Origin of the sequence: Pseudomonas schmalbachii, from assembly GCF_017589465.1 — a bacterium.
GTDB classification, from domain to species: Bacteria; Pseudomonadota; Gammaproteobacteria; order Pseudomonadales; family Pseudomonadaceae; genus Pseudomonas; species Pseudomonas schmalbachii.
The window spans coordinates 304,889-328,511 of the sequence record NZ_JAELYA010000007.1; the positions used below are offsets into that span (position 1 = coordinate 304,889).

Annotated in this window: 17 protein-coding genes, 1 tRNA gene and 1 pseudogene; 12 read left to right on the forward strand and 7 right to left on the reverse strand. The window is 65.9% G+C overall.

The annotated features are described in order from the left end of the window. The first annotated feature begins 152 nt into the window (after positions 1–152). The 5 genes from uca (at position 153) to JFY56_RS18940 (ending at position 7,033) form a co-directional block, all read left to right on the forward strand. On the forward strand, positions 153–3,839 hold the full coding sequence (gene uca / locus JFY56_RS18920) for an urea carboxylase (protein WP_208315582.1): 3,687 nt from the start codon (positions 153–155) through the stop codon (positions 3,837–3,839). A gap of 176 nt (positions 3,840–4,015) precedes the next feature. Next, positions 4,016–4,225 carry a cysteine-rich CWC family protein gene (locus JFY56_RS18925; protein WP_208315622.1) on the forward strand — a complete coding sequence of 70 codons (210 nt, stop codon included), beginning with the start codon at positions 4,016–4,018 and terminating at the stop codon, positions 4,223–4,225. Continuing rightward, on the forward strand, positions 4,225–4,920 hold the full coding sequence (locus JFY56_RS18930; protein WP_208315583.1) for a pseudouridine synthase: 696 nt from the start codon (positions 4,225–4,227) through the stop codon (positions 4,918–4,920). Before JFY56_RS18925 ends, JFY56_RS18930 begins: the two co-directional genes overlap by 1 nt. Positions 4,921–5,177: 257 nt before the next feature. Continuing rightward, positions 5,178–6,224 (forward strand): L,D-transpeptidase, encoded by a 1,047-nt coding sequence (locus JFY56_RS18935; RefSeq protein WP_208315584.1) that lies wholly within the window; start codon positions 5,178–5,180, stop codon positions 6,222–6,224. A 68-nt stretch (positions 6,225–6,292) separates the two neighbouring features. Then, positions 6,293–7,033, forward strand: a complete 741-nt coding sequence (locus tag JFY56_RS18940; RefSeq protein ID WP_208315585.1) for a murein L,D-transpeptidase catalytic domain family protein — start codon at positions 6,293–6,295, stop codon at positions 7,031–7,033. 137 nt (positions 7,034–7,170) lie between these two features. On the opposite strand, the gene JFY56_RS18945 is transcribed toward JFY56_RS18940, so the two are convergent. Continuing rightward, positions 7,171–10,059 (reverse strand): HD domain-containing phosphohydrolase, encoded by a 2,889-nt coding sequence (locus JFY56_RS18945; RefSeq protein ID WP_208315586.1) that lies wholly within the window; start codon positions 10,057–10,059, stop codon positions 7,171–7,173. Positions 10,060–10,756: 697 nt separating this feature from the next. Between JFY56_RS18945 and JFY56_RS18950 the strand changes: the two genes are divergently transcribed. Both JFY56_RS18950 and JFY56_RS18955 read left to right on the forward strand, forming a co-directional pair. After that, positions 10,757–11,650, forward strand: coding sequence for an alpha/beta fold hydrolase (locus JFY56_RS18950; RefSeq protein ID WP_208315587.1), 894 nt, complete (start codon positions 10,757–10,759; stop codon positions 11,648–11,650). Between the two features lie 138 nt (positions 11,651–11,788). Continuing rightward, positions 11,789–11,862: transfer RNA gene (locus JFY56_RS18955), tRNA-Gly, on the forward strand. 100 nt (positions 11,863–11,962) lie between these two features. Here JFY56_RS18955 and JFY56_RS18960 read toward each other — a convergent pair. Together JFY56_RS18960 and JFY56_RS18965 are read right to left on the reverse strand one after the other, a co-directional pair. Further along, positions 11,963–12,394 carry a helix-turn-helix domain-containing protein gene (locus JFY56_RS18960; RefSeq protein WP_208315588.1) on the reverse strand — a complete coding sequence of 144 codons (432 nt, stop codon included), beginning with the start codon at positions 12,392–12,394 and terminating at the stop codon, positions 11,963–11,965. Position 12,395: 1 nt separating this feature from the next. Next, a complete protein-coding gene (locus tag JFY56_RS18965) occupies positions 12,396–12,707 on the reverse strand; it encodes a DUF4258 domain-containing protein (protein WP_208315589.1) in 312 nt (103 codons plus the stop codon). 412 nt (positions 12,708–13,119) lie between these two features. Between JFY56_RS18965 and JFY56_RS18970 the strand changes: the two genes are divergently transcribed. Continuing rightward, positions 13,120–13,749: an START domain-containing protein gene (locus tag JFY56_RS18970; protein WP_208315590.1), complete on the forward strand. Its 630-nt coding sequence runs from the start codon at positions 13,120–13,122 to the stop codon at positions 13,747–13,749. A 13-nt stretch (positions 13,750–13,762) separates the two neighbouring features. Here the strand turns inward: JFY56_RS18970 and JFY56_RS18975 are convergent, their stop codons facing one another. Continuing rightward, positions 13,763–14,857: a polyamine ABC transporter substrate-binding protein gene (locus JFY56_RS18975; RefSeq protein ID WP_208315591.1), complete on the reverse strand. Its 1,095-nt coding sequence runs from the start codon at positions 14,855–14,857 to the stop codon at positions 13,763–13,765. A gap of 261 nt (positions 14,858–15,118) precedes the next feature. Between JFY56_RS18975 and JFY56_RS18980 the strand changes: the two genes are divergently transcribed. The 4 genes from JFY56_RS18980 to JFY56_RS18995 all read left to right on the forward strand — a co-directional run bounded on the left by JFY56_RS18980 (position 15,119) and on the right by JFY56_RS18995 (position 18,967). Continuing rightward, entirely contained in the window at positions 15,119–15,862 is a 744-nt protein-coding gene (locus tag JFY56_RS18980; protein ID WP_208315623.1) for a helix-turn-helix domain-containing protein, read from the forward strand. A 95-nt stretch (positions 15,863–15,957) separates the two neighbouring features. Then, positions 15,958–17,370 carry an NAD(P)/FAD-dependent oxidoreductase gene (locus JFY56_RS18985; RefSeq protein ID WP_208315592.1) on the forward strand — a complete coding sequence of 471 codons (1,413 nt, stop codon included), beginning with the start codon at positions 15,958–15,960 and terminating at the stop codon, positions 17,368–17,370. 56 nt (positions 17,371–17,426) lie between these two features. Beyond that, positions 17,427–17,774 carry a cupin domain-containing protein gene (locus tag JFY56_RS18990; RefSeq protein ID WP_208315593.1) on the forward strand — a complete coding sequence of 116 codons (348 nt, stop codon included), beginning with the start codon at positions 17,427–17,429 and terminating at the stop codon, positions 17,772–17,774. A gap of 377 nt (positions 17,775–18,151) precedes the next feature. Further along, a complete protein-coding gene (locus JFY56_RS18995; protein ID WP_208315594.1) occupies positions 18,152–18,967 on the forward strand; it encodes a gamma-glutamyl-gamma-aminobutyrate hydrolase family protein in 816 nt (271 codons plus the stop codon). Positions 18,968–19,348: 381 nt separating this feature from the next. Here the strand turns inward: JFY56_RS18995 and JFY56_RS19000 are convergent, their stop codons facing one another. The 3 genes and pseudogenes from JFY56_RS19000 to JFY56_RS19010 form a co-directional block, all read right to left on the reverse strand. Further along, positions 19,349–20,422 carry a lipocalin-like domain-containing protein gene (locus tag JFY56_RS19000; protein WP_208315595.1) on the reverse strand — a complete coding sequence of 358 codons (1,074 nt, stop codon included), beginning with the start codon at positions 20,420–20,422 and terminating at the stop codon, positions 19,349–19,351. Then, a pseudogene (locus JFY56_RS19005) lies at positions 20,412–22,877 on the reverse strand (FtsX-like permease family protein). Before JFY56_RS19005 ends, JFY56_RS19000 begins: the two are co-directional and overlap by 11 nt. A 1-nt stretch (position 22,878) precedes the next feature. Next, the gene (locus JFY56_RS19010; protein ID WP_208315596.1) at positions 22,879–23,547 is read right to left on the reverse strand and encodes an ABC transporter ATP-binding protein; all 669 of its coding nucleotides are present in this window, start codon (positions 23,545–23,547) and stop codon (positions 22,879–22,881) included. Positions 23,548–23,623: the final 76 nt, after the last annotated feature.

The following is a 23,623-nucleotide window of genomic DNA, read 5'->3' on the forward strand; positions in this document are numbered from 1 at the left end:
CAGCGAAGCCCAACGGTGCCACGCCGGACAGATGTTGGGCTTCGCAAGCTCAGCGCCAACCTACGAAGCGCCGGACACGATTTCCTCCACGGACGACCGTGGTGCAGACCGAATAGCGGCGGGACGGCCCGCCACTGCATGGGGCAATCTCCATGTTTGAAAAACTCCTGATCGCCAACCGCGGCGCCATCGCCTGCCGCATCCTGCGTACTCTTCATGAATTGCGCGTAGGCGGCGTCGCCGTCTACTCCGAAGCCGACGCCGCCAGCCTGCACATCCAGCAGGCCGACGAAGCCTTCAGCCTCGGCGAAGGCCCCACCGCCAGCACTTATCTGGTGGTCGACAAGATTCTCGCCGCCGCCCGCGAAAGCGGCGCCACCGCGATCCACCCTGGCTACGGCTTCCTCTCAGAGAACGCCGCCTTCGCCGAGGCCTGCGAAGCCGCCGGTATCGCCTTCGTCGGCCCGACGCCGGAGCAGCTGCGCGTATTCGGCCTCAAGCACACCGCCCGCGCCCTCGCCAAACAGCACGGCGTACCGATGCTGGAAGGCACCGAACTGCTGGAAAACCTCGACGCGGCACTCAAGGCCGGTGAGCAGGTCGGCTACCCGGTGATGCTGAAAAGCACTGCCGGCGGTGGCGGCATCGGCATGCGCGTGTGCCGTTCGGCGGCGGAGCTGAGCGATGCCTTCGAAGCGGTGAAGCGCCTAGGGCAGAACAACTTCAGCGATGCCGGCGTGTTCATCGAGAAGTACATCCAGCGCGCCCGCCATCTGGAAGTGCAGGTGTTCGGCGACGGCCGTGGCGAGGTGATCGCCCTCGGCGTGCGCGACTGCTCGGTGCAGCGGCGCAACCAGAAGGTGCTGGAGGAAACCCCGGCACCGAACCTGCCGGCCGGCATGGCCGAAGAACTCTGCGCGGCGGCGATCAAGCTGGCGAAGGCGGTCAGCTACCGCAGCGCCGGCACCGTCGAGTTCGTCTACGACAGCGAGGCCGAGCGCTTCTACTTCCTCGAAGTGAACACCCGCCTGCAGGTCGAGCATGGCGTTACCGAACAGGTGTGGGGCGTCGACCTGGTGCGCTGGATGATCGAACTGGCCGCCGGCGACCTGCCGCCGCTGGCCGAACTGGCAGCCAACCTGAAACCCGCTGGCCATGCGATCCAGGCGCGCCTCTACGCGGAAGACCCGGGCCGCGACTTCCAGCCCTGCCCCGGCCTGCTCACCGCCGTGCAATTCCCGCCTGCCGATGGCAAGGCGCTGCGCATCGACACCTGGGTCGAGGCCGGCTGCGAGATTCCGCCGTTCTTCGATCCGATGATCGCCAAGCTGATCGCCTGGGCGCCGACCCGCAGCGACGCCAGTGCGGCGCTGGACAAGGCGCTGGCCGACAGCCTGCTCTACGGCGTGGAATGCAACCGCGACTACCTGCGGCAGATTCTCGCCGATGCGCCCTTCGCCAGCGGTTCGCCCTGGACCCGCTGCCTGGAGAACCTGCGCTACCACGCGACGACTTTCGAGGTGCTGTCCGCCGGCACCCAGACCACGGTGCAGGACTATCCCGGACGCCTCGGTTACTGGGCGGTGGGCGTGCCGCCGTCGGGTCCGATGGATGATCGCGCGCTGCGCCTGGGCAATCGCCTGCTGGGCAACGAGGAAGGCGCCGCCGCGCTGGAAATCACCATGAGCGGCCCGACCCTGCGTTTCAACACCGATGCCGTGGTGGCCGTGACCGGCGCGCCGATTCCGTTGAGCCTGGATGGGGTCGCGCAGCCGATGAATGCCGCGCTGTTCGTCCCGGCCGGCTCCACCCTGAGCCTGGGCACAATCGCCGGCGCCGGCGCGCGCAGCTACCTGTGCCTGCGCGGCGGCATCCAGCTGCCGGACTATCTGGGCAGCAAGAGCACCTTCACCCTCGGCCAGTTCGGCGGCCACGGCGGCCGCGCCCTGCGTGCCGGCGACGTGCTGCATCTGCCGGCGCTGGAGAACGCCAAAGCCGGCGCCAGCCTGCCCGCCGAACTCTGCGAACCGCTGCCGGCGCTGCGCCGCATCCGCGTGATCTACGGTCCGCATGGCGCGCCGGAATACTTCACCCCGGCGTATATCGAAACCTTCTTCGCCACCGACTGGGAAGTGCACTTCAACTCCAGCCGCACCGGCGTGCGCCTGATCGGCCCGAAGCCGGAATGGGTGCGCGACAGCGGCGGCGAGGCGGGCCTGCATCCGTCGAACATCCATGACAACCCCTATGCCATCGGCGCGGTGGACTTCACCGGCGACATGCCGGTCATCCTCGGCCCGGACGGCCCGAGCCTGGGCGGCTTCGTCTGCCCGGTGACGGTGATCGAGGCGGACCTGTGGCAGTTGGGGCAGTTGAAGGCGGGGGACAAGGTGCGCTTCGAGGCGGTGGATATCGCCACGGCGCGGGAATTGGCGAAGGGGCGGAAGTCCGAGCTGGACCTAACACCCTCACCCCCCGCCCTCTCCCAGAGGGAGAGGGGGCTGTCCGGAGTCGCCGGGGAATACGGAGTTTCCACCTGCACCGTAGAGCCCCCTCTCCCTCCGGGAGAGGGTTGGGGTGAGGGCCGCCCAACGCCCATCGTTCTGGACATAGGCCAGGCCGACACCCGCCTGGTCGCCCGCCTCTCCGGCGACACCCACCTGCTGCTGGAAATCGGCCAGCCGGAGCTGGACCTGGTCCTGCGCTTCCGCGCCCATGCCCTGATGCAGGCGCTGGAAGCAAAGAACCTCGCCGGCGTGATCGACCTGACGCCGGGCATCCGCTCCCTGCAAGTCCACTACCAGCCGGAAACCCTGCCGCTGCAGACGCTGCTCGATATCGTCGCCGGCCTCTGGGACGCGGTGTGCGCCGCGAAGGATCTCAAGGTCCCCTCCCGCATCGTCCACCTGCCGCTGTCCTGGGACGATCCGGCCTGCCAGCTGGCCATCGAGAAGTACATGACCACGGTGCGCAAGGACGCGCCCTGGTGCCCGAGCAACCTGGAGTTCATCCGCCGCATCAACGACCTGCCGAATCTCGACGAGGTCCACCGCACCGTGTTCGCCGCCAGCTATCTGGTGATGGGCCTGGGCGACGTCTACCTCGGCGCGCCGGTCGCCACGCCGCTGGACCCGCGCCACCGGCTGGTCACCACCAAGTACAACCCGGCGCGCACCTGGACGGCGGAGAACTCGGTGGGCATCGGCGGCGCCTACATGTGCGTGTACGGCATGGAAGGTCCCGGCGGCTACCAGTTCGTCGGCCGCACCCTGCAGATGTGGAATCGCTACCGCGCGGTCGAGGCGTTCGGCGGCAAGCCGTGGCTGCTGCGCTTCTTCGACCAGATCCGCTTCTACCCGGTAAGCGCCGACGAACTGCTGCGCATCCGCCGCGACTTCCCGCTCGGCCGTTATCCGCTGCGCATCGAGGAAAGCGAGCTGTGCCTGGCCGACTACCAGGCGTTCCTCACGGAGGAAACGGAAGGCATCGCCGCTTTCCGCAACCAACAGCAGGCCGCGTTCAACGCCGAGCGCGAACGCTGGGTCACCTCGGGACAGGCGCATTTCGAGAGCGACGACGTGGCCCCGGAACTCGGCGACGACGCTCCGCTCGGCGACGGCCAGCACGCCATCGAAAGCCATATCGCCGGGAATCTGTGGCAGGTGCAGGTGGAGGAAGGCGCCAGCGTGAAGGCCGGCGATATCCTGGTGATCCTCGAGTCGATGAAGATGGAAATCCCCCTCACCGCGCCACGCGACGGGGTGATCCGCGAGGTGCGCGTACAGCCCGGTTCGCCGGTGCGGGCGGGGCAGCGTGTAGTGGTGATGGAAGAAGCCTGATTCGCGAGTACCGTGACCGTAGGATGGGTTGAGCTTGCGATACCCATCATTCGTGTGGCGAAGGCGATGGGTATCGCTTCGCTCAACCCATCCTACGATCCCACGGTCCGAAAGCCCTTGCAGCGAGGCGCAGAGCGCTCCACCCTATGCGCCCCGCGCAATCACCCGCCACCGACATGAGCGACACCCTCGACCCCACCCGCTGCCCGCTCTGCGGCCAGAGCAACCGCTGCACCCAGGCCGATCCCGAGCGCCAGGGCGAGTCGTGCTGGTGTTTCGAGGCCCGTGTCGATCCCGCCGCGCTGGAACGTATTTCACCCGAGCAGCGCAACCGGACCTGCCTGTGCCCGCGCTGCGCCGCCAATCTGCCGCCCGAAAACGACTGATGCGCCTCGACCGCTTCCTCGCCAATCTGCCGCATCTCAACCGCCAGGACGCCCTCCGCGCCCTGGCGGAAGGCCGTGTGCGGGTGGATGGCGAAGCGGTGCGCGATGCTCGCCACGAAGTACGCGAGTTCAGCCGCGTCGAACTGGACGGCGAAACGCTGCAGGCTGGCAAGCCGGCGCGCTACTTCATGCTGCACAAACCGCAGGGCTGCGTCAGCGCCACCCGCGACGCCGAGCACCGCACCGTATTCGACCTGCTCGACGAGCCGGACAAGCACGAACTGCACATCGGCGGCCGGCTCGACTACAACACCACCGGTCTGCTGCTGATCACCAACGACGGCCAGTGGTCGCGGCGCATGACCCTGCCGGGGCGCAAGCTGCCAAAGGTGTATTACGTCGAGACCGAAGATCCAATCGAGGCGCACTACGCGGACACCTTCGCCCAGGGCCTGTACTTCCGCTTCGAAGACCTCACCACCCTCCCCGCGCAACTGGACATCCTCGCCCCGCGCGCGGCGCGGCTGACCCTGCACGAAGGCCGCTACCACCAGGTCAAGCGCATGTTCGGCCACTTCCAGAACAAGGTGACGCGCCTGCACCGCGAAAGCATGGGCAGCCTGCGCCTCGACCCGGCCCTGGCGCCCGGACAATACCGGTCCCTGACCGCCGCGGAAATCAACGCTCTCGGCTGACAGCCCCTGTAGGAGCGCGCCATGCGCGCGACATCGGCGGCGCCGGAATTTCGCGGGCATGGCCCGCTCCTACAAGGTGCGGCAAGCCGTAGGGTGGAAAACGGCGAAGCCTTTTCCACCGCCCATTTCGAATCACGAAAGGCGGTGGACAAGCGGAGCGTTGTCCACCCTGCGCCGGGGCCGAAGTCGGATAGTTTGCAGAGTCACAACTCGCAGTTAAGCTGCCTTAACAACCGCGCCCCGCAGGACAGGTGACGATGAAGAGATTGCTGACCGCTCTGGCCTTCGGACTGGCTGCCAGCCTGGCCGTTGCCTCGCCGAACAAGGCCTCGCCCCTCAGCGACCTGCGCAAGGCCGTGAAGTCGCTGAAGCCCGGGCAATACCTGTGGTATCCGGAAATCTCCCCGCAGGGCCCGGTCACCCTGGTGGTCAGCCTCACCGAGCAGCGCGTGTTCGTCTATCGCAACGGCATCGCCATCGGCATCGCCACGGTCAGCACCGGCAAGAAGGGCAAGGACACCCCGACCGGGGTGTTCACCATCCTGCAGAAGAAGGTCGAGTACCGCTCCAACCTCTACAACGACGCACCGATGCCCTACATGCAGCGCCTGACCTGGGACGGCATTGCCCTGCATGCCGGCAACCTGCCCGGCTATCCCGCCTCCCACGGCTGCATCCGCCTGCCGCTGGCCTTCGCCAAGAAGCTCTACGCGGTCACCGGCTTCAGTTCGACCACGGTGATCATTTCCGATGCCACCAGTTCGCCGGTGGAGGTCTATCATCCCGGCCTGCTCGCCCCGACCGTCAGCGATGGCCGGCCGGGCGGTCCGCACACTTCTCCGATAGAGCCATTCTGGAGCGATCCCGGTGCCGAGCAGGGCCCGCTGTCCGTGCTGATCAGCCGTGCCGACCACCGCGCCTACGTCTATCGGGGCGGCATCCAGATCGGTTCGGCGCCGGTGGCCTTCGACAATCCGCAGGAGAAGACCGGTGTAGCGGCCTTCTCCCTGCTGCAGAAGCCCGGCCCGGAACAGATCGACAGCGACAATCCTGTACTACGCTGGACAACAGTGCAGGTGAGCAATCCGGAGCACGGTTTGTCGCCTGCGGAGCAGCTCGGCAAGTTCAGCATGGACCGCCAGTTCCTGCGTTCCCTGCTGATGGCGATGGATATCGGAAGCACCCTGGTGATCACCGACCTGCCATCGATCCGCGAGATGCGCAGCAATCCTGATTTCACGGTCATCAGCACGAATAACCGACCAGTGACGCAGGAAACGGTTAAAAATCAAGCAGCGGACTGATCAAAAATCACGCACAATGCTTCACTTCCCTGAAAAAACCACACGAACTCCATGGGAACGTTGCATTCATGCCGACAATCAGAAAATTTTGGGGGATCTTCCGGATCACCATCGCCAGCGCCGCGCTCTTCAGTCTCGGCGGCTGGAAAGCGGCGCACGCCGGCCAACTGCCGAGCGCCGAGGAACTGCATCGCCTGGCGCCGGCCAGCAGCCTCTCCGCCCTGCGCCTGGCGCTGAACGCCTACCAGTGCGCGAGCGCCCGCCTCGGCGGTTCCGATGAGCTGCTGACCGTCATCGACTACTCGAAACCGTCCCGCGACAAACGCCTGTGGGTGTTCGACCTGCGCCAGCGCAAGTTGCTCTTCGAGGAGTGGGTGACCCACGGCAAGAACAGCGGCGACGACCTGGCCACCTCGTTCTCCAACCGGGTGAACAGCTACCAGTCGTCCATCGGGCTGTACCAGACCGGCGAGACCTATCGCGGCAAGCATGGCCGCTCGCTGCGCCTGCAGGGCCTGGAACCGGGCTTCAACGACAACAGCATGGACCGCGCCATCGTCATGCACGCCGCCGCCTATGCCGATCCGAAAGTCGTGCCCGCCCTCGGCCGGCTCGGCCGCAGCGAGGGTTGCCCAGCGGTGCGTCCGGCGGTCGCGCAGAGGCTGATCGATACGCTGCAGAACGGCAGCTACGTATTCGCCTACTACCCGCAGAAGGACTGGCTGAAAACCTCGCAATTCCTCGCCGGCAGCAGTTGCTCGGTGATGGCGCGCAACAGCACCCTGTCCCCCGACCTCGCTCGTCGCTGAAAGGCGGCGGGTGCGTATCGGTATGTAGGGCGGGTGCAACCCGCCAATCCGTGGGCGTGATGGCGGGTTTCACCCGCCCTACGGAGTCGACGCGGAAGAACCTTAGCGTGAAGCAATCCCCGGAAGCGGGCCACCCCTCACGCACTTCCCCAATGTCGGTGCCCCACCACTTCCGGTTCGAGCATCGCCAGCAGTTCCGCCACATCGACGTCGTCCAGCTGGTTCGGCGCGAGGAACTGCGCTCCGTACACGCGATACACGCCGCTGGTGAGGAACAGGCGGAACAGCCCGGCGTCGACGTGCTGGTCGCGGGCCATGAAGGCGAGGATCCGCAGCGACTCCGATAGCGTCTTCGGCGCCTTGTACGGGCGGTCGGCGGCGGTCAGCGCCTCGAAGATATCGGCGATCGCCATCACCCGTTCGGGAATGCTCATGTCGTCGCGGGTCAGGCGGCGCGGGTAGCCGCTGCCGTCCATCTTCTCGTGGTGGCTGGCGGCGATGGTCGGGACCCGGCGCAGGTGTTTGGGGAACGGCAGCGTGGTGAGCATCATCAGGGTCTGGACGATGTGCTCGTTGATCTTGAAGCGCTCCTCCTCGTTCAGCGTGCCGCGCCGCACGCTGAGGTTGTACAGCTCCCCGAAGTTGCTGGCGCACGGCGGCAGGCGCATGTCGAAGCCCCAGATATTGCGCGGATCGTGCTTGTCCACCGGCGGCTTGCGCTCGCCCCAGGACACGCGGTGCTCGGGCTTGTCGGCGAGCAGGTATTCCAGCGCCGGCAGTTCGGGCACCGGCACGCTCTGCAGGCGCTCGGTTTCCTCGTAGGAAATGCCCACGCGATTGTCGAAATGCCGCCACCAGCGCTGTTCGCCGATCCGCCGCAGGCGCTCGACATCCTCGTCGCTCATGAACTCGCCGCCGATGTTGGCCCGGGCGACGAAGTCGTAGTCGTTGAGCAGTGCCTTGTGCCGGGCATCGCGGCGAGCGGCCAGGGTCGCCTCGTCGCCCCCTTCGATGCGGCCGCGCCAGTAGGCGATCTCGGCGTCGCGCCAGAGCACTTCGAAGCGCGTGCGGATCTCGTGCAGGCGGTTGTACAGGGTCTCCAGCTTGGTCGCCTTGTCCACCACGTGTTCCGGGCTGGTGATCTTGCCGCAGTCGTGCAGCCAGGCGGCGATCTGGAACTCGTAGCGCTCGGCGTCGCTCATGCCGAAGGCGCCATACTCGCCGTCCTTCGCGTCGATCACCTGCTGCAGCAGCATGTCGGCCAGCTGCGGGACGCGCTCGCAGTGCCCGCCGGTATAGGGACTCTTGGCGTCGATGGCGTCGGCGAGCAGCTTGATGATCGCATCCAGCAGGCGTTGCTGGGCCTCGATCAACTGGCGCGTCTCGATGGCCACGGCGGCGGCGCCGGAAAGCTCCTCGACGAAGCGGTTGAACGGCTTGCGGCCGTGGCAGCCCTCTTCCTGCAACTGCAGGACCAGCACGCCGAGCAGCTCCTCACTGCGGTTGCGCAGGGAAACCGCCAGGTAATGACCATCCCGCGCCAGCGCCTGGGCGACCTGTTTCTCCAGCTGCTCCTCGGCGAAGCCTTCGATGAGCATCGACTGCGGGTACTGCTCGCCGCTCACCGAGCAGGCCAGTTTCAGGCGCGAATCCTCTTCCTGCAGCAGGTAGACCGCGCCGCCCTGCACGCCGGTGGCCTCCACCAGGCGCGAGAGAACCCCGTCGAGCATGCTCTCCAGGCGGGTTTCTCGGCTCAGGGTCAGGGTGATCGCCTGGAAGTTGTGGATCGTGCGCGACATGCTGTGCAGCACCCGGCTGAGGTCGCGCACCTCGGTAATCCGCGACTCCACCCCCACCGGCCGGGCGAAGTCGAAGGAAGCCAGCGCGCTGACCTGTTCGGCCAGGGTGGTCAGCGGCCGGGCAATGCGCTGGCCGAAGTACCAGCCGATCGCCAGCAGCACCAGCAGCACCGCCAGCCCCCACAGGGCCTGGTGCCACAGAACCTGGCGGGCGCCGGCGAGCAGTTCGTCGGAGGGAATGGCGATCAGCACGCGCACTTCCTCGGAAGCGAAGTCGGCCAGCGGTACCCAGATGCCGTACCACTCCCGCCCGGCCTCCTCGAACCATTGCGGCTTGCCGGCCGGAATGCTCAGGCCGGCCAGGCGTTTCAGGCTGGCCACGCCCAGTTCGTCGAGGGTGGCCAGGCGAACCGCATCCTCGTTCTGGACCATCTGCCGGTCCAGGTCCGGATAGGCGATCACCGTGCCCCGGCCATCGACCAGTGCCAACTCGGTGCCGGCAGTCTTGCGCAGGCTGCCCATCTCGCTGCCAACGTCGTGCACCGAGGCATCCATGCCGATCACCGCGCCGCCGTCGACGCTGCGCCGCGCCATGGTCAGGCCGATTTCGCGGGTGGTGTAGAACACGTATGGCAGGGTCAGGACGGTGCGGTCGTGCTCGTGGGCATCGCTGTACCATTTGCGCTGGCGGGGGTCAAAACGGTAGTCGGCCTTGTCGTGGGCGCCGAGCAGGCGCAGGTCCTTGTCGTAGTAACGCCACTCGCCGTGGGAGCGACCGAGGGCGTCGATGGTGATGCTCTGCACCAGGTAACCGGCCTTTTCCGGGGCCTCCAGTCTCTTTTTCAGCTCTTCGTCGCGCAGGCCGCGCACCAGCAGGAACTCGCCGTTCGGGTAGCCGATATAGACGGCGCTCAGGGTCGGGTTGGAGCGCAGGTTCTCCACCAGCACGGGCAGGCGCTCTAGGCGGTCCGGCAGGTTCTTGCTGCTGGAAATCGGATCGTGGGTCAGCAGCCGCAGGGTCCCTTCGGCCGGGTCGATCAGACGCCGGATGCATTCGTTGATGGTGGCGCCGAGCTGGCTGGCGGATTCGCCGGCGGCCGCCACCAGAACACCCTGGATGCCGCGATAGCCCTGGATCAGCAGGGCCCCCGTCAACACCAGCATGCTCAGGATGATGGCCCCGGCGACCAGGGGCTGGAGCGAAATACCGCGTCTACATAGCTTCATTTCACCAGCCCCTTCCATCGATACGTTGCGGAAAACACTGTCGGGAAGATTCGCCGCTGCCTCCGGCGGTCATTGCAATGCACGATCCCGGCCATGCGCACGGCCTGGAGAGACCGTCCATCAGGCACTCCCCGGCGCCACGACAGCCATGTGCCTGATGGGGACAGCAATCCTGAAAGCGACGGATACCGAGCCATGGAGCCGGCTCGCTCGCGGTACAGAGCCCGGGGGCGAGCGGTGGGTGGCTCGTCCCCCGAATGCAATCGAGCAGGAGAACTCTTTGCGTTTCAACGAAGTGTAATCGGCATTTGGCAACGTGCCGGAGAATCGCCGCTGGAAGCTGCATTTCGTCGGATTTCGCATTCACGCACGAAAAATGCAGGTTGCAGCGATAGGGCAGAACTGCTTAACTTTGAGCCAAGTGTGACCAACGAGTCATACGCAACGTCCAAGAAAGTTTTTCCGCGGTTACAGCGTTCCGCGCTGTCCCTTCCCTGCCCAGATCAAGAGACCGAGCCGGCTGCGCCTACGCATTCGGCAAAGACCTTTTGATATCCTAACCGCCTGAAAATTAAGAAATTATTAAACTTCGCCACGTGACACGAAGCTGTCACCTCAAGGCGCTTTCCTCTGCCTGGTAGTCCTCTCGCATCCATTTGCTGGGTGCATTACTTGAGCTGCGTCCGGAGGAAACGACATGAGGCCAGAAACCGCCATCGTCGAGATTCATGATCACAAGATCTACACGGAGTTCTACGCCAACAGGGAAGCCCGCCAGACCATCATCCTGGTCAACGGCTCGTTGTCTACGACCGCCTCCTTCGCGCAAACGGTGAAATACCTGCAGCCGCACTTCAACGTCGTGGCGTTCGACCAGCCATACGCCGGCCGCTCCAAACCGCACAACCCGTGCAAGGAATTCATCACCAAGGAGTACGAGGCCGAACTGCTGCTCGGACTGATCGAGCACTTCCGCGTCGACGTGGTGATGTCCTTCTCCTGGGGCGGCGTCTCTACCCTGCTGGCCCTGTCGCAGCGCCCGAGCCGCATCAGGAAGGCGGTGATCAACTCCTTCTCGCCGGTGTTCAACGCCGCCATGCTCGACTACCTGCATCGCGGGCTGGACTACCTGGCCGCCTGCGACCGGACCAACGTCGGCAACCTGGTCAACGACACCATCGGCCGCTACCTGCCGAACCTGTTCAAGCGCTACAACTTCCGCCACTGCAGCAGTCTGGACGAGCACGAGTACCTGCAAATGCACTTCCACATCTGCCAGGTGCTCAAGCTCAGCTCCGAGAGCTATATGGACGGTTTCGCCAACATCGACATCCCGCTGCTGTTCGTCAACGGCGAACTGGACGCCTACACCACCGCCGCTGACGCCCGGATGTTCCAGCAGCTGATTCGCGATTGCGAATTCCGCACCATCAGCAACGCCGGACACTTCATCGATGTGGAAACCAAGCAGGGCTGGCTGGACACCCGGGATGCGCTGCTGGGCTTCCTCCGCCCGCAACGCCAGCCGGTGATCACGCCCAGCTACGTGCCGGTATCCCAGGGCGTGCCGCTCGCCGCAATGGCCGGTTGACCTCCATGACCACCGCCTGACAGGGGCCGAGCCAGGACGCAAGGCCCCTCATACCTCCCGCCGGACCAAAACTCGCCCCCGGCCCGCGCTACCAAGGCTTCACTAAGCCCCCGCCTTCTGGTAAAAAGGCACCCCCAAGCGGGCGTCGTATAATGGCATTACCTGAGCTTCCCAAGCTCATGACGAGGGTTCGATTCCCTTCGCCCGCTCCAGAATTCCCAGTAAAGCCCCTGAAAGCGTTGAGTTTTCGGGGGCTTTGCGTTTCTGGGGTTCGGAAAGTATCGAGCGGCGAACGAACAGGGAGCTCGGTCGTCAGGCAGCCTCTGCCTCGATCCAGTGATCATTCTCCAGGGCGAAGGTGGCGCTTTCATCAGATTGCGCGCCGACGGCGACCATCACTCTCTGGAACTGCATATCCAGATATGTGGTGTAGAAGGCACGCATGGCAATATCCGCCGGGCCGGGAATCTCGTTCTTACCGCGCTTTTCCCAGTTGGCAATGGTTTGCACATCGACACGGAAGAGTGCTGCCACCTCCTCCTGCACCATGTCCTGCTCCTTGCGCAGGAAGCGGAACTGGTGGCCAGTCATCGGGCGGGGCTGACGAACGATATCCAGGGCAATGGCACGGTGAAGCCCTTCCAGATCGGCAATGGACACCGTTTCGCCATAGGGTGTCTGCTCCACGAGGTAACCGTTCTTCAGGAAGATGCCTTCCAGACCGCAGGCTTTGTATTCGTACATATCAGACCTCCCAAACAGTGATCGCCACGACCTGGTGCGTCAGCGGATCGAGACAGATGGCGCCCACCAGGCAGACGATATCGCGGGGTGGTGCTTCGCTCATCCTGAACTCCCAGGAACCCTTGTCAGCGTTGAACGCCGGAGGTCGCTGGATGCTTCCCCGACGCAGGCAGCGCAGGGCCTCAAGCAAGGTCACGCCCCGTTGAGCCAGACGTTCCTGGCAATGCACGGTGAAACGCACATTGGAAGAGTCCTGGGCGATCTGGTGAATCAATCGCTCCAGGTCCGCCAACGACATTGGCAACTGATGCATAGTTTAACAGCCTGTAAATTTTATAGGTCAATTCATTCAGGAGCAGCCCGTGGACTGCCCCTGGCATGGATCAACCAGTCGAGCCGTTTCGGCAAAATGCTCCTGCGACAGGGACATCGACGTGGAAGCGTGCCCGATAACCTTCTGCAGCGTGACAATGAGGCTCCCGTCCATCACGAAATGACTCGCAAATGTGTGGCGAAGCACATGACAGGGTTGCCGCCTCGGCAGTTGGACGGAGGTCATGGGCAGCACGTCCAGGCAGACGGCCAATCCCTTACGCCCCCATCAACAACCGCTACGCTTCATCAATGACCAGCAACTGCTTGTCATCGCGGGCGCGGAATCGACGTAAAGTAGGGAGGCGGACTCCACGAGCCACAGGCTCTCGCTCAGCCGCAGGAGTTACAGCATGAACGGCACGCTACGTTTGGCCATCCTGCTCGTCGCAAGCATGGGGATTTGCGGGGGAGCGGTTGCCGACGACTGGCAACTGGCGAAGAACGAAGATGGCATCAAGGTCTATCTGAAGGACGTGCCCGGCTCGAAGTACAAGAGTTTCCGTGGCGTCATCGATATCAAGGCCGACGTGCAGACCCTCAACGACCTGCAGGAAAACCTGCGGGTCGCCTGCAAGTGGTTGTACGCCTGCAAGGAACTGCGCCTGCTGAAGAATGACGGCGACGATACCTGGGTCTACATGACACTCCAGCTGCCGTGGCCGGTCATCTCGCGCGACATGGTCATCCACGTCAACACCCAGCGCACCGACAATGGCGGACTGGTCCGCAGCCTGAACGCAGTGCCGGGCTACATGCCGCCGGTGCAGGGGCAGATTCGCGTGCCGGAGCTGATCGGCCAATGGACGATGTCGCCGCGCAGCAACGGCACCACCGAGGTGATCTACCAGATGCGCGGCGAGCCCGGCGGCAGCGTGCCGCCGTGGCTGTCCAACAGCTTCGTGGTCGATGCACCGATGGAGACCCTGCGCACGCTGCGCGCCGTGGCGGAGCGGCAACCCACCCGGGCCTCCTATCCGTGACCGCGCGGCGGGCTTACTTGCCGGTCTTGATGGTGTTCCAGATGCGCGTGCGCACGCGGTCGATCTTCAGCGGCATGGCTTCGAGGGCGAACAACTTGGCCATCTTGTCCTGCGGCGGGTAGATCGCCGGGTCGGCCTTGATTGCCGCGTCGACCAGCGGATCGGCCGCCTGGTTGCCGTTGGCGTAGTGCACCGAGTTGCTGATGCCGGCCATCACATCCGGGCGCAGCAGGTAGTCCATGAACGCGTAGGCGGCCTTCTCGTCCGGGGCGTCGGCCGGCATGGCGACCATGTCGAACCACAGCGGCGAGCCTTCCTTCGGCGTCGAGTACTGGATTTCCACGCCGTTGTTGGCTTCCTTGGCGCGGGTGGCGGCCTGCAGCACGTCGCCGGAGAAGCCGACCACCATGCAGATCTCGCCGTTGGCCAGGTCGCTGACGTACTTCGAGGAGTGGAAGTAGCGGATGTACGGCCGCACCTTGCCCAGCGCTTCCTCGGCCTTCTTGTAGTCTTCGGGACTCTTGCTGTGATGCGGCAGGCCCAGGTAGTTGAGGGTGATCGGCAGCAGTTCCGGACCGTTGTCCAGCACGGCGACGCCGCACTTGCTCAGCTTCTCCATGTACTCCGGCTTGAAGAACACGTCCCAGGAATCCAGCGGTGCGTTGTCGCCGAGTACCGCCTTGACCTTGGCCGGGTTGTAGCCGATGCCGGTGGTGCCCCACAGGTAGGGGAAGCCGTGCTCGTTGCCCGGATCGTTCACCTCCAGCGCCTTCAGCAGCACCGGGTTGAGGTTCTTCCAGTTCGGCAGCTGGGACTTGTCCAGCTTCTTCAGCGCGCCGGCCTGGATCTGCTTGGCCATGAAGTGGTTGGACGGCACCACGATGTCGTAGCCGGACTTGCCGGTCATCAGCTTGCCGTCCAGCGTCTCGTTGCTGTCGTAGACGTCGTAGCTCGCCTGAATACCGGTCTCTTTGGTGAAGTTCGGCACGGTTTCCGGGGCGATGTATTCGGACCAGTTGTAGATCTTCACCGTTTCGGCCTGGGCGGCGCCGGCGGAAAGGGAGATCGCGATGGCGAGGGTACTGAGCAACGGGGCGGATGTTTTCATTGTTCTGCTTCCTGACTGCTTTCGGGAACGGCCCGTCGGACCGCGCCCATTCGAGTCGAACGGCGAGTGTCGCCGCTCGTTGTGCAAGATTTAACCGGATTGCCCGGACCTGTGGAGGGGCGCCGGTTGTCTGCGGGTCCGCAGACAGGAATCGCCTCCCCTACCCTGGCGCCGCGCTCTGCGGCATCATGACGAGCCATGCAGTCGAACGATCTCCCGCCGGCGGACAGCCATCTCACCGAAAGCACCCGCAACGTGGTCCTGCGCTATCACCATAGCTGGAAGCGCCGCGACCTCGACGCCGTGCTCGCGCTCTACCATCCCGAGGTGGAGTACAACGACTTCTTCCAGAACCTGCGGATGGGCCTTGCCGACCTGCGCGACTACGTGAAGGCGACCATGCCCAGCCGGCAGGACGAATTCCTCGACCACATCGACCGCATCCGCGTCGACGGCGACACCGCCTTCATCCAGTACCGTACCGCGATCACCTTCAGCGGCAGCCTCGCCGTGTTCCACTCCAGCGAAGCGATCACCGTGCGCGACGGCCTGATCTGGCGGATCAACGAGTACGCCTCGCTGGTGCGCGAAGGCAGCGCGACGCGCCAGCAGAGCGGCGACTCGCGCACCGCGACCAGCCGCCTCGGCCTTTCCGCGCGGCAGCTCAGCCAACTGGCGAACGACCTGGAAGACTACTTCCGCAAGGCCCAGCCCTACCTCGCCCCGGACCTCGACCTGAGCCAGGTGGCCAGCGCCACCGGCTACACCCGCAACCAGATTTCCTACCTGCTCAACCAAGTGATGGGCCTGAGCTTCTACCAGTACGTCAACCAGACGCGCCTGCAGCACCTGCTCGGCCAACTGCACCCGCCGCTGCCCGAGCGCATCGACGAGATGGCCTTCTCCGCCGGCTTCAATTCGCTCTCGGCGTTCTACCGCTGCTTCCGCCAGCACACCGGGAAATCGCCGCGCGAGTACATGCGGCAATTGCGGGCGCAGGACTGACCTAGCTTTCTTCTCCGCGTACCCGCGCGCACGACAGTTCCGCGCCGCGCTTCTAGCCTTGCTGACATTCCCCACCACCGAATTCGGAGTCGCCCATGTCGGCATGGCGTCATATCAGCTTGTGGATGAACCAACTGGACGACGACCTCGTCCCGCGCCCTTCCCTGGAAGGCTCGCTGGACGTCGACGTGGCCATCGCCGGCGCGGGCTATACCGGCCTGTGGACGGCCTATTACCTGAAGACCCGCGCACCGCACCTGAAGATCGCCATCGTCGAGGCGGAAACCGCAGGCTTCGGCGCTTCGGGGCGCAATGGCGGCTGGCTGATGGGCAATCTGCTCGGCGAGGATCGCCTGCTCGCCGGCCTGCCCCGTGAACAGCGCATCGAATCCTACGGCCTGCTGCACGACATTCCGGATGAAGTCGAACGGGTGCTGCAGCACGAAGGCATCGACTGCGACTACCGCAAGGGCGGCGTGCTGTACTGCGCCGCCCGCTATCCCGAGCAGGAGCGGCGGCTGCGCGAGTATCTCGCCCACCTCCATGGCGAAGGCCTGGGCGAAGCCGACTACCGCTGGCTGTCGCCCGCCGAACTGGGCGGCCAACTGCGTATCGCCGGCGCGCTCGGAGCGATCAACACACCCCATTGCGCGACCATCCAGCCGGCCAAGCTGGCCCGCGCCCTGGCGCGTACCGTCGAACGCCTGGGCGTGCAGCTGTTCGAGAAAAGCCGCGTCACCGACTGGCGCCCCGGCCTGCTGCGCACCGACAAGGGCGAGCTGCGCGCGCAGTGGGTGGTGCCGGCCGTGGAAGGCTACGCCGCCGCCATGCCGCCGCTGGGCAACTATCAATTGCCGGTGCAGAGCCTGCTGGTGGCCACCGAGCCGCTGCCCGACTCGGTCTGGGCGGAGATCGGCCTGGAACGCGGCCAGGCCTTCAGCGAGAACAGCCGGCAGGTCACCTACGGCCAGCGCACCCTCGACAACCGCCTGGCCTTCGGCGCGCGCGGCGGCTATCGCTTCGGCGGCAAGCTGCGCACCGACTTCAGCCTGACCGACGACGAAGTGGAGCTGCGCCGCTATCTGTTCGGCGAACTCTTCCCGCAGCTGAAGAACGCCCGCATCACCCACACCTGGGGCGGCAACCTCGGCATGGCGCGGCGCTTCCACCCGCACATGCTGATCGACCGCCGCAACGGCATCGCCCTCTCCGGCGGCTACGGCGGCGAAGGCGTCGGCGCGACCAACCTCGGCGGCCGCACCCTGGCCGACCTGATCCTCGGCCAGGACACCCTGCTCACCCGCCAGCCCTGGGTCATCCGCGACCGCCCGCTGCAGGACAGCCTGCGCGGCTGGGAACCGGAGCCCTGCCGCTGGCTCGGCTACAACGCGATCATCCGCAGCTTCGTGTTCGAAGACGAAGTGCTGGCCAACCCGCGCAGCCCGCTATGGCGCCGCCGCCTGGCGGAGAAGCTGGCCGCGACCATGGAAGGCCTGATGGTCGGCTGATCGAATTTCCGAACGTGCGGCGCGCCGCAGTTGAACATCCCACCCTGGAGTCCCCGATGAACATCACTCACCTGAAGAACACCGCCAACGCCGCGCTCGGCGAGGCCAACCCGGTCGCCGTGCCGCTCGGCGAACCCGTTTCGCTGACCCGCGTGGAAGCCATCGAACGCCCGGATCGCGTCGAAACCGGCATCTGGGAATGCACGCCCGGCCGCTGGCGGCGGCAGATCGTCGAGCAGGAGTTCTGCCATTTCATCCAGGGTCGCGGCAGCTTCACCCCGGACGGCGGCGAGACCATCGAATTCCAGGCCGGCGACGCCTTCCTGCTGCCGGAGAACAGCGTGGGTGTCTGGGATATCCAGGAAACCGTGCGCAAGACCTACGTGATCATCCTGCGCGACTGAGGCAGCAGTGGCGCGCCTGACGCAGGCGTGCCACCTGTTCGGAATCGGCCTCGGGGTGTATTCGATATCGAACAACCGGAATCCACCATCCCGGGCAGGCGTCCAATATATTGGACCAACAGGTGTCGCAAAACACAAAAATATCCATTAAAAATCAATAAGTTATATAATAACCTTCATGCCTTATCGGCCATTATTTTTTACGTTTTCCGCCGATTTCGTTTGACATATCCAACGGCTCTGTCAGGCTTGTGGGCAGGTTTCGACCGTGGAGCGGCACTCTCGCCAGCTTCCCGGCAGTGCTCGGAACCCCAGGCAGCGCAGCCGCGGCGCGCGCCTGCACAACAACGACAGGCGAGCCTGTCCCAAGGTGAAATATGTCCAACAGCAACATTGGCAACAAGAATCAGAAAATCCGCAAACCCGTCGTCCTGATGTCCATGGGCAGCCAGGAACGCAAGGGTCACGACTACCAGGTAATGACCCACAAATACATCGTCCCGCTGGTCGAACACTCCGGATGCGTGCCTGTCCTGGTGCCGACCTGCTGCGGCACCGAAGACCTCGAGCAGTACCTGGACATGGCCGATGGCGTGTACCTCACCGGCGCCGGCAGCAACATCGATCCGGCGCTCTACGGCCAGGAAAACCTCACCCCCGAGAAAGCCCAGGACAGGGATCGCGACCTGTTCGACCTGCCGCTGATCCACGCGGCGATCAAGCGTGGCCTGCCGATCTTCGGCATCTGCCGCGGCATGCAGGAAATCAACGTGGCGCTGGGCGGCGACATGTACCAGAAGCTCTATGCCGAGCCGGGCTTCAACGATCACCGCGAGAACCCGGAAGACCCGGTAGACGTGCAGTACAGCGCCGTGCATGGCGTGCGTCTGCTGAAGGACTCCTGGCTGCACAAGCTGCTGAAGACCGACGAGATTCGCGTCAACTCGCTGCACGGCCAGGGCCTGAAAACCCTCGGCAAGGGCATCGAGGCGCTGGCCCGTGCGGAAGACGGCCTGGTCGAGGCCATCCACGCCCCGGGCATTTCGCCGTTCCTGTTCGCGGTGCAGTGGCACCCGGAATGGCAGGCTGCGAAGAACCCGGATTCGGTGAAGATCTTCGAAGCCTTCGGCGAAGCATGTCGCCAGCAAGTGCTGAAGAAGTCGCCGGCGCGGACGTTCAACAACGCGGCGTGATGTAGAAGCGTTCTGGAGAGAGCCCGACCCTTGGTCGGGCTTTTTCATTTGGGCTGCAGCAGCACAGCTCCCCTGTAGGAGCGCGCCATGCGCGCGATCGCGGGCATGGCCCGCTCCGGGCGGCAATGTCCACCGTAGGTTGGCGCTGAGCAGCGCGAAGCCCAACATCGCCATCGTTGGGCTTCACTGCGTTCAGCACCAACCTACGTGAGTTCTGGCCCATCCACGTAGTTACGCAGGGTGCAAGACAGTTGCTCCTACGGTACGGCGGCGCGTGTGATTTCGTAGGATGGGTTGAGCGAAGCGATACCCATGCGGGTTCGGCAATGATGGGTATCGCAAGCTCAACCCATCCTACGAATGGCTCTTCCCCTCGCTGCCTCAATACCCCGTCAACTCCAGATACCCCACGCCGCCATGGCTGCCGCTGAAGCGGATCGGTCCTTCCCAGTAGGCGAAGCGCGTGCCCATCCAGGCGTCCTCGCGTAGCGGCGTGGTGGTGATGTCCAGTCCTTCGACGGGCACGCGCAGCGACCAGCGGGTCGGCAGGCGGCGGCCGGCGATGCTGCTCTGTTCCAGAACCTTCATCTCGATATCCCCCTCCCCAAGCACACGCGTGCGGCCCGACGCGCTGATCCAGGTGCCGGCGAAATAGTGGCGGCCATCGGCATGGCGCAGCTGGAACAGCATCAGCTTGTCGCCACTGTCCATGTGCAGGGAGAACCAGTCCCAGCCCCGCTGGTCCGGCGCCAGGTATTGGCTGGTCCACTCGCGGTCGAGCCAGGCCGGTCCCTGGACCTTGAAGATGCGGTCCCCCAGACGAATCTCCCCCTGCGCCTGGAAGAACGGCTGGCTGTAGTACCAGGACGCCTGCCCCTGCCCGGACTTGCGGCTGAGCCCGCGTTCGCCGTGCAGCACCGGCGGCTGGCTGCTGGTCAGGCGCAGGCTGTAGCTGAAGTCGCGACCGCGGGCATGCAGGTCCAGCTCGCCAAGTCCGCTGTTGTCCGCCGTGCGGCTGCTCAGGTGCCAATCATCGATCCACGCCCGCAGCGGCGCAGCCTCGACGCCGGCCTGGCCGATGCCGCCGCGCGCGTAGGTTTCCGCGACCCGATGAGTATCGGCGCCGGTCACTGCGGCATGGGCCATCCACAGGTTGCGATTGTCCCAGCCGGGCTCGCTGGACCCCGGCTGCAGAGCGTTGCGGAACAGCGTCCACTGCACGCCCCACGGCCTCCCCTGCTCGTCCCGCAGATTGGCCGTCACGTACCACCACTCGATGCGGTAGTCCGGGTGCGCGCCGTGGTCGGCGGGGAAGACGATGGTCCCGCCCGGCGTCGCCTGGGCGAAGTTCGCCGGGTCGCTGGCCAGCCCGGCGAAGCCCTGCTCCGGCGGCGGCGCGCCATCGCAGCCGGCGAGCAGCAGGCCAGCGAGCAACGCACGGCATCTAGCGTTCATCGGCGAAGCTCCGCAGCAGGTCGGCCGGCACGCTGCGGCCGAGGCGCCACAGCGGCCACGCGGCGGCCAATAGAGTGACCAGCAGCGCCATGCCCAGCAGTTGCCCGATCTGTCCGGGGAAGATGTGCAGCGGCAGGCGCCAGCCGAACGCCAGCACATTGATCAGCGCCACCAGGCACCAGGCCAGCAGCAGCCCCAGCGGAATCGCCAGCAGCACGGTGATCGACGCCAGCAGCAGCGTCTGGCCGAGGCTGAGCAGCGCCAGCCGCGAGCGCTGCACGCCCAGCGCCCAGAGCGGCGCCAGTTGGGCGAGGCGGTCCGTACCGAGGGTCAGCAGGCTGATGAACAGGGCGACGCCGGCCACGCCGAGGGTCAGCCAGTTGAGCGCGGTGGTGGCGGCGAAGGTGCGCTCGAACACCCGCGTCGACCACGACTTGAGCTCGCCCTGGTCGACGATCCGGCTGCTGTCGAGCCGGAATTCCGCCTGCAGCGCCGCCATCAGCGCCGGGGTTGCCGTGGATGGCAGATAGAGGCTGTAGCTGAGCGGCGTGAGCCCCGGCCAGTGGCGCTTCAATCCCTCCACATTGACCAGCAGGTGCCCCTTCGGATTGCCGTAGTCGGCATAGATGCCGGCGACCTCCAGATTCCAGTCCCCTTGCGGAGTGGGCAGCGTCACCCGCCCGCCGAGATCCACGTCCAGCCGGCGCGCCAGTTGCTCGCTGAGCATCAGTGCCTCCTGCCGAGCCAGCCGTTCCCAGGCGTCGGGACTGGCGCGCAGCAGCGGCCAGTGGGCGCGGTAGGCCGGGTGGTCGAGGATGCCGTAGAGCTGCGCCGGTCGATCGCCCATACGCAATTCGACCCGCCAGGACGGCAGCACGCTGTCGATTTCCTTTCGCCCGCGCAGCCAGTCACCGATGGCCAGCGACTGCTGCGGATCGCGCGGCGTGACGTACAGCTCGGCGGCCAGGCGCTGGTCCAGCCAGTCGCTGAAGGTGCGGAGGAAGCCCTCGGTCATGCTGCCGACGCCAATGCTCGCCGCCATCGCCAGCAACAGGGCCATCAGCGCCAGCGACAGGCCCGGCAACTGCTGGCGGCAGTCGGCGACGAACCACTGTGCGAGCGGCCTGCGGCAACGCGGCAGCAGAATCTCCAGCAGCCGGTCCAGGCACAGCGGCAAGAGCAGCGCCGCCCCCAGCAGCAGCGCGGCCAGCAGGACGAAACCCGCCAGCAGGCTGTGCCACATGAGCGCGATCAGCGCCAGCAACCCCAACGCGCCGGCCAGCAACGCCTGACGCCGCAGCCAGCGCGCCTGTTGCCTATGCCAGGCTTCCGGCTGGGCGAGAGCCAGCACCGGCAGGCGCGCGGCCCTGAGCAGACTGCCGGCGCCCGCCAGCAAGGCGCCGAGCAGGCTGATCGCCAGCCCGCCCAGCCACCAGCGTCAATCCAGGCTCAAATGTCCGGCCACCTCGGCGCCGTACAGGCCGCGCAGGCTGCCGGCCAGATCGGGCAGCAGCAGGCCGGCGAGCCAGTAGCCGCTGACCACCCCAGCCAACCCGCCGAGCAGCGCCAGCGCGCCAAGCTCCACGGCGAGCGCGGCGACCAGCAGCCGCAGGCTCACCCCGCACACGCGCAGGGTGCGCAGCAGCGGGCGGCGCTGCTCCAGCGCCAGGCCGATGGCGGAATGGACGATGAACAGCCCGACGACGAACGCCAGAAGGCCAAGGGCGCTGAGATTGAGATGGAAGCTGTCGGTCATGCCGGCCAGGTCGGCGGCCTCGCTGCGATGAGTCAGTTGCAGTTGCCCGGCCAGATGCGCCGGCAACTCCCGGGCGAAATCCTTGCTCACCAGCATCCCCGACAACCGCTGCGGCGCGCCAAGCAACCGCTGGGCGACGCCGATGTCCACCAGCAGCACGCCGGGCGCCAGTTGCGTGCGCACCTCCAGCGGCGGCAGCGCCGTGCCGGACTCGTCGAGCGGCTGGTCACCGGCACGGAAGCCGAGATCCGCCAGGGTATCGGCGGCGATCAGCGTGCGGCCGGGCGGACCGAGGAAGCGCGTCAGCTCGTCCCGCTCCACCGTCGAGCCCGCCGGAGCCGAGGCGGCCGGCAGGGTCATCGGCTCGATGCCGATCAGTTGCAGGCGGTGCGCGGCCTTGTCCTGCAGGCGCACCCGGCCCTGCAGCAGCGGCGAGACCGGCCAGCCGGCGCGGCGCAGTTCGATGAAGTCGTCCTGCGGGAACAGTCCGCCGTCGCGGGCGACCAGTTGCTGCTGTTCCGCCCCGCCGAGCAGCCGCTCGACCCGCGCATAGCTGTCCCGGGCCTGGGCGTTCAGCGCCTGCACGCCGGTCCACAGCGCGGTGGCCAGCCACAGCCCGGTGAGCACGCTGAAGAACTGCGCGGGATGCCGCCGCCAGTGGCTGCACAGGCCGCGCAAGGTCCGCAGCAACAGGCGCATCTCAAACCTCGTCCGGTTCGAGCAGGACGCCGTTGTGCAGCACCACGCGACGCTCCAGGCGCGCGGCCATACGCGGGCTGTGGGTGACCATCAGCAGGCTGGTGGAGCTGCCGGCGAGCAGGTCCAGCAACAGGTCCAGCACCTCGTCGCTGGTCGCCTCGTCCAGACTGCCGGTGGGTTCGTCGGCCAGCAGCAGGCTCGGCCGGGCGGCCAGCGCTCGACCGAGGGCGACCCGCTGCTGCTGGCCCCAGGAAAGCTCCTCGGGATAGCGCCCGAGCAACTCGCCCAGGCCCAGGCGGCGTATCAGCTCGGCCTCCCAGTGCGGATCGTGGCGCTCCGCCAGGCGCGCCTGGAACGCCAGGTTGTCGGCGACGCGCAGGCTGGAGATCAGGTTGAACTGCTGGAACACCAGGCCGATCCGCGTACGCCGCCAGGCCGCCAGCTGGTGCTCGCGCAACTCCGCCAGCGACTGGCCGTCGACATGGATGCTGCCGCCGTCGAAGCGGTCGAGTCCGGCGACCAGATGCAGCAGCGTGCTCTTGCCGCTGCCGGATTCGCCCATCAGCGCCAGGCTGCGCCCCGCGCCCAGTTCCAGGTCGACACCGCGCAGCACCGGCAGCGGTCCCTGCGGCGTCGGGTAGCTCTTGCATAGCCCCTGGATGTTCAGCATCGGCCTGCGATCCCGTGATAACGGCATTGACTAGTATTGCTCGACATACGCCAGACAACGCCCGAGGAGAGGAACG